Source organism: Rhizobacter sp. P1_G5 (genome assembly GCF_056405435.1).
On the sequence record NZ_JBFUCB010000471.1, the window covers coordinates 1 to 4,874 of the forward strand.

Annotated in this window: 4 protein-coding genes; 2 read left to right on the forward strand and 2 right to left on the reverse strand. The window is 64.3% G+C overall.

Annotated features, from left to right (window positions below; all coding sequences use genetic code 11):
- Window positions 1-1,230, forward strand: a 1,230-nt coding sequence (locus AC1D12_RS24785; protein ID WP_477843504.1) for a phosphodiester glycosidase family protein, incomplete at its 5' end; no start/stop codon positions are given.
- A 35-nt stretch (window positions 1,231-1,265) separates the two neighbouring features.
- On the opposite strand, the gene AC1D12_RS24790 is transcribed toward AC1D12_RS24785, so the two are convergent.
- A complete protein-coding gene (locus tag AC1D12_RS24790) occupies window positions 1,266-2,684 on the reverse strand; it encodes a hypothetical protein (protein WP_477843506.1) in 1,419 nt (472 codons plus the stop codon).
- Between the two features lie 283 nt (window positions 2,685-2,967).
- Between AC1D12_RS24790 and AC1D12_RS24795 the strand changes: the two genes are divergently transcribed.
- Complete coding sequence (locus AC1D12_RS24795) at window positions 2,968-4,476, forward strand: FAD-dependent oxidoreductase (RefSeq protein WP_477843508.1); 1,509 nt, start codon at window positions 2,968-2,970, stop codon at window positions 4,474-4,476.
- A gap of 13 nt (window positions 4,477-4,489) precedes the next feature.
- Here AC1D12_RS24795 and AC1D12_RS24800 read toward each other — a convergent pair.
- Window positions 4,490-4,874: MarR family winged helix-turn-helix transcriptional regulator (locus AC1D12_RS24800; protein WP_477843510.1), on the reverse strand; the 385-nt coding region annotated here is incomplete at its 5' end.

Genomic DNA, 4,874 nt, shown 5'->3' on the forward strand with positions numbered 1-4,874 from the left:
CCAGCATTCGCAGCCGCAGTGAAGCTGAAAATGGGCGTTGAGTGGGATATCGCGGCGCGGGCGCTTGCAGCACCGCAGATATTCCTTCCGAGTGTGCACAATACTGGTGATATTTATCCGATGGTTGATATATATCCGGAGGTTGCTTTCATGGGCAGGAGTTCGCTTTTCGTAAGGCCATTAAGGAAGCCCGCTGATGCCTCCGCAGTAAGTGGTCAGAACTCAAGTTTCGAGCCCATTCGAAAGAGTGTGAAGAAGACTGGGTTGTTTCGATTTAACGAAGAAGAGAGTCAACTCAAGTCGCAGGAAAGTGTCTCAAGTGCGTCCACTGCTTCATGGGTGGCGAATTGCGTGGCATCCATTTCTCAATACCTTCCCACCATAACATCATCGATGACGTCGGCAGGCGCGGTGTACTTCAGGAAATGCGAGGAGATCCCGCCCTATGTGCACATTGCAATTGGGGACAATTCCGATGCTCGCGAGATTGTTGGAATAGTGTATGACTCACTGGATTCAACTGGCTTGCTGGCTCTTCAGAAAATAGAAACATTTTCGGGGAACTCTCAGATCCTGATCAATGGATTTTCGTGGGTGGGAGATCGAGGCAAAGGCCCGGGAACTGGCCTTGCCAGAGGGTTCGTGCAAAGGGACTCCAAGGTGCTGGGAAGCAACAGGGAAAATGGAGGTAATTCAGGAGCACCCGGCTTGAACCAATTGGCGGTTCTGATTCAGCCTGGCACACTGCCGAAATGGAAGGAGGCCATCAATGGTCCCTTGTGGACGAACGGTGTGGATGGCGTCTCGGTTCCCTACAGCGTCGTCAGTTCATCGACTTCCATCATCAAGAATGGCGTTTGCACCACTGATTCCGATATAAATAGATGGTCGGCTTTTGGCGTGACTCCCGACAACAAGATGATCTTCATGTCTTCCACCTCAGACGGGAGCGCATCTGCCGCAGAATTGTGCGAGGTTTTTCGAGCATTTGGTGCCACCCATGCGCTCCGGATGGATGGAAATTCCGCGGCAGGCATGACGATTGATGGAAGTCGGGTCAACCCATTGAGTGGTGTCGATAAGATTATCTATGACGAATCCAGGTATGTGGCCTACGGATTGGGAATGGCATTCATCAACGGGGCCGCGGCTCCCGCGACCCCGGTGATTGGCGGACGAAAATCCATTCCCAGCAATCCTTGCAAGGTGGATCCGACAAGATGCCAGTGATGGGTTGATGCCGTCGATTACGTTGCTCACTCCTGTCACCTGGTGGGCAACGGGTTGATCGGAAACAGGTGGCTGGTGCCGGTGCTGGTGGTCGAGAAGTGGCAGCCGAAGCAGCCCATCGAGGCCGACTTGTTCGGGATCACCACCTGGTGGTAGGTCTCCATCGTGGTGTTGGCCAGCAGCAGCGAGCCGCGCAGCGCCGGGGCCGTGGGGCCTGAGGGGATCGAGCCGTCGCTCGTCCACACGGCGCCCACCTGCGTGTAGTTGGCCCGCACGTCGCCCACCAGGCCGAGCATCACCAGGATGTCGAGGTTCAGCGAGATCAGCTGGCTGTTGTTGACGGCCGAGGCGGCGGTGGGCGCATTGCCCCACGGATTGACGCGGTAGACGTTGTTCTGGCGGATCGTGTTGCCGCTGGTCGCGACAACGTTGCCGGTGGTGGAATCGATCGTCATCTGCGGCACAAGGGCACCGCTCTGCGCGCCGCCGCTGGCCATGAACGACCAGGTGCCGGTCGAGTTGTACGGCACCTGCACGGTGGTGCCGAACAGGGTGTTGAAGTAGAACGCGTTGTTGGGCGCGTTGTTGCGGTGCTCGAAGGTGGCCCACACCATCTCGGGATGGCCCTGCACCGCGCCGACGATGTGGATGCCCACCAGGGCCAGCGTCTTCGCGACCGTGGGCGATTGCTTGTTGATCGTCCACAGCGTGGTGCTCGTCTTCACGTAGTTGGGCACCGTCGCGTCGATGGTCACGTAGTCGGCCGGGTTGGGGACGGTGGCGGCATCGACCCAGGCCGTCTTCAGCTCCAGCCCGAGCGCGTTGGCATCGGGCAGCGAGCTGCCCTGGCTCGATGCATAGCTCACCACCGGGGCGAGCCCCGCAGGCGTGTTGGGGAAGGGCGCGGTGGCGGGGATCACCTTGTTCGACACCGCGGTGTTGAACCACGCGTAGACGTCATTGGCGTGCACGCCGAAATAGATCAGCGAGCCGTTCATCGACAGCACCGTGTCGCCGCCACCGGCCTGGCCGCCGGGCTGGATGCTCTGCGTCTTGGTGCCGCGCACCGCGAAGCTGTGGCGCGCGACGCCGGCGGTGTTGGGGATGTAGTGGCCGCCCTGGGCGTCGAAGTTGATGTCGAAGAAGACCGGCGACTCGAGCACGATGCCCCCGGCCGCCGGCGACGAGATCCACAGGAACATCTGGTGCGCCCACTTGTAGAAGTCGCAGGTGGTGTTCTGCGCTGGGAAGCCGATGCTGTTGGCGAAGGTGACGAACCCGCCCTTGCTGACGCGGCCGGAGACGAACCAGTTGCTGAGCTCCTTGGGTGACACCGAGCAGGCGGCGTTGGTGTATTGCAGGTTGGCGGGGAAGGCCTGGACCTGGGCGTGGGCCGGGCTGACGGTGGAGGCCGCGAGCACGGCGGCGGCGAGCAGTTGGCGGGTGATGTGCATGGGGGGCTCCCTTGGGGTGGGTGCCGCCCTGGGCGGTACTGCTGGCTGTCGGGCTGGCGTGATGCGGATCAGACCAGCGGGACGGGCGCCGAGGAATCAGCACCGGGCTGATTCGAGGAGGGTGAAATGCTGAGGGCGGAGGAAGAGCAGCAGGAGCGGCGAGCCGTCGCCGGACATGGAATCGAGTGCATGTTGCACTCAAGTCAGAAAAATCCTAATATGTGCAAAGTGCATGCATTGCATGGCGTCCCGGCCGGACACGCTTCACATCAAAGGATTCCCGATGACCCCCATCACCCACGACGTCCTGATCGTCGGGGCCGGCGCTGCCGGCCTGACCCTGGCCCTCGAGCTGGCGCGCCGCAACCTGTCGTTTCGCCTGGTCGAGAAGCTCGAACACCCCTTCGCCGGCTCGCGCGGCAAGGGCATCCAGCCCCGCACGCAGGAGATCTTCGAGGATCTCGGCGTCATCGATCGCCTGGTGGCAGCGGGTGGCTTGTATCCACCGCAGCGGGCGTACCGCGAGGACGATACGTTCGAAGACTCGCCGTCGATCGCTTCCACGGATGTCCGGCCCGGCGAGCCGTACAACCTCCCGCTGATGGTGCCGCAGTTCCTGACGGAACGCGTGCTCCGGGAGCGGCTGCGCGAGCTCGGGCATGCGCCGGAATTTGCGTGCGAAATGACCGCATTCGAGCGGGACGATGACGGCGTGACCGCCCGCCWCGCCGGCCCGCGCGGCGACGAGGTGCTGCGCGTGCGCTACCTGGTCGGCGCAGACGGCGGCCGCAGCTTCGTGCGGCGTGCGCTGGGCATCGGTTTCGAAGGCAAGACGCTCGGCGTCCGCGCAGTGGTGGCCGACCTGTTGCTGCGCGGGCTGGGTCGCGATGCCTGGCATCGATTCAATGACGGCTCGATGGAGCGCCAGATGTCGCTCTGCCCGCTGGCCGGCACCGAGCTCTTCCAGCTCCAGGCGCCGGTGCCGATGCACGGCGAGGTGGCCGTGACCGCCGCTGCGCTGAACGACATGGTCGCCAGCCGCACCGGTCGCGACGACATCGTGATCGACGAGGTGCGCTGGGCTTCCGTCTACGAGATGAACGCACGGCTGGCGGATCRCTACCGCGTCGGCCGGGCGCTGTTGATCGGGGACGCCGCGCACACGCATCCGCCGACCGGCGGGCAGGGCCTGAACACGAGCATCCAGGATGCGTGCAATCTGGCATGGAAATTGGACACGGTGCTGCGCGGCGCGCCCGCGTCGCTGCTGGACACCTATGAAGAGGAGCGGCGTCCGATCGCGGCCGAGATGCTCGGCATGGCCACGCGTCTGCTGCGTGAAGCGTCGCAAGGACCGATGCGGCGCGGCCGCGAGGTCAAGCAGCTCGACATCGGCTATGCCGGGTCATCGCTCGCGCTCGACCGGTGCGCAGGCGGCCGGGCGGTCGCCGCCGGGGACCGTGCGCCCGATGCCCTGTGCCGCGGTGCGGGCGGGCTGCCGCGCCGCCTGTTCGAGCTGTTCCGCGGCACGCACTGGACCTTGTTGTGCCCTGGCCCGCTCGATGCGGCATCGGCCCCGCCGGCGCGGGCCGGCCTGCACATGCACGTCGTCGGCGAGACCGGCGACATCCTGGACGTGCACGGTGAGTTCCGCGCCCACTACGGGGTCGAGCCCGGAGATTGGGTGCTGGTGCGTCCCGACGGCTATATCGGCGCGATGCTCAGCTCGGGCGATGCAGCCGCGCTCGAGACCTACCTGGGTGCGGTGGGCCTGGGCGGGGCAGCAGCATGATGCCCCACGGTCGTCAGCGCGCCCACACCAGCGCGCTGTCGGCCAGGCGCCTGAGCAGCAGTGCCAGGCGCTGCACGTCCTCGTCGGACCAGTCGGTGAGCATGGCCGTCACGACGCGGTTGCGGGCCGTGTCGATCGCAGCCACCATTTCGCGGCCCTTGTCGGTGATCAGGRCCTCGTTGACGCGCGCATCGGCCTGCGAGGGGCGGCGCACGATCAGCTCCTGTGCCTGCAGCTTGCTCACCTGGCGGCTGACGGTGGTGTAGTCGCGCCCTGTGCGGTCGGCCAGCTCCATGACGCCGACCGGTCCCAGCCGGTCGATCCCGACCAGCAGCGAGAACAAGGTGCTGTCGAGCTCGATGCCGGCCTCTTTCACCATCTCGGCGTCGCGCTGCGGC

What these genes read in the sequence shown, in the direction of transcription:
- AC1D12_RS24790 (WP_477843506.1), bottom strand. Translation starts at nt 2,684, where the DNA reads ATGCACATCACCCGCCAACTGCTCGCCGCCGCCGTGCTCGCGGCCTCC.